Source organism: uncultured Agitococcus sp., from assembly GCF_937920075.1.
Lineage (GTDB): Bacteria > Pseudomonadota > Gammaproteobacteria > Pseudomonadales > Moraxellaceae > Agitococcus.
In genome coordinates this window covers 1-1,792 of record NZ_CALETI010000203.1, presented here as the reverse complement: position 1 = coordinate 1,792, position 1,792 = coordinate 1, and the positions used below count along the sequence as shown (strand labels likewise).

Here is a 1,792-nt window from a genome sequence, read left to right as displayed (position 1 = left end):
GATAAAGGGTTGGATAACTTTGCTTATTCTCCTAGTGTCGTTAATCGTACGGCGCGTGCTGCATTGCCTATTGCCGACCCTGCTACTGAAGGGCAACGGGTTATGGATTGGGGCGTGCAAACTGCTACAGGCGCACTAATGAATCCTGCTGCTGGTGCTAAAGGGATGGCATTAAATGCGCTTAAACTTGGTGCGGCTGGTACGGTTGGCGGCGTTGTTGCTGAGGAAACAGGTAATCCTTGGCTAGGTATTGCTGCTAGTATTGCTGCGCCAATGGCTGCAAGTGCTGCGGCGAGTCGTTTAAGTCGTATTCCTCAATCGGTTACAGCAACAGGACGCGAAAACGTAGCAGGGCGACAATTATTGAACTCTGTTGCTGACCCACAAAAAGCAATAACTGCATTAGAAAACGCACCACGACCAACAGTAGCAAGGTCTAAGGCAACCACTGGCCAAGTGGTTGCACAACAAACAGGCGATACAGGACTTCTAAAGGCTGAGGATGTTATGCGTCAACGCTTAGGCGTGGCTGACGAAATTAACCAACGATACGCGGCAAATGCTGAGGCTAGACGACAACAATTATTAAGAATGATGCGTGACCCTGATTCTGCGCCTAATGTCGTTAAAATGGCGCGTGATGAAATTAACAACCTTGCACAAAAACAAGCACAAATGGCAAATGAGGCGGCACGTCAACAACAAACATCAATGCTTAATTTAGGTACAACAACAAGCGCAGACGATGCGGCGCAACGATTGGCTAATGTTGCTGATCCTATTTTGGCTCAAAAACAAAAAGATATTAGCAATGCTTTTGAAAGTGTTGATCCTTTTAATGAAGTTACAGCATTGCGTATTCCCATGCAAAAAATCGAGGGAGTTTTACAAACAAATTACGGGGGGTTATCGCTAGCACAAGATAGCAAGGTTCGCCAAGCTATTAAGTTGATTAATGAAGCTGCTGGCCAAAATAAAGCGGCTAAGGATATTCCTGAATTGGCTATGGCTAAGCCAACAGTTCCACCTTTGCCTAAATTTGACCCTAAACAAGTCAATCCTCAAATTGACGATATGTTAACAGCCATTGCTAAGTACGGCGGTTTAAATCGTGATTATGCGTTAAGTGTTGGTATTGATCCTAAAATGCTTAATCAACGTGCTGCTGGTGCTTTAGTCCCATTCCCTAAAAATGGTGGTTTGAGTGGTGACGAAATGGCCACTAGACTAGCACAGGACGGCTACCCAGTAGGCAATTTAGGTGCTGAGGACATTTGGCAATTTAACGAAGCATTAGACAATGCTATGCGAGGTTATAAAGTATTAACTCCGCAAGGGCATGAATTGCAAATGGCTAGACAACAAGCTCAAAAAGATTTGGAATTATTTAACGAAAATCTTAAATTAAATCCTGATTTGCTTGGTTCTACAATGACCTATAAGCAAATGCAAACTATTCAGAGTAGAATAGGGCAATTGCAAAGAGAAGCCATTAAAAGTGGCTCAAGCGTAGATGCAAAAACATTATTGGAATTAAAAAAATTAATTCGCGGCACAATGGACGATGAAGTTAAGCGCGGTGTTGTCCCTGCTGATATTGCTGAGTCATATAAAAAGGCAATAGGTTTAAAAGCTGATTTTGAAAGTCGTTACGGTTCTGCGCCTATTTCTGATTTACGTTTTAAGGGTTATGAGCGTCATAGTCAAAATTTAGCAACATTGCCTAAAAAACTTGTTTCAACTCGTGAGGGGTTGGATTCGTTTAAGAAGGCGTTTGGTAGCGAAGCTGAGG

The 1,792-nt window shown here is 43.1% G+C and carries 1 protein-coding gene; it reads left to right on the top strand.

The genetic code is table 11. The features are described 5' to 3' along the window. Positions 1-1,792 (top strand): hypothetical protein (locus Q0212_RS07440; protein ID WP_297924111.1); only part of this gene is annotated, 1,792 nt, incomplete at both ends.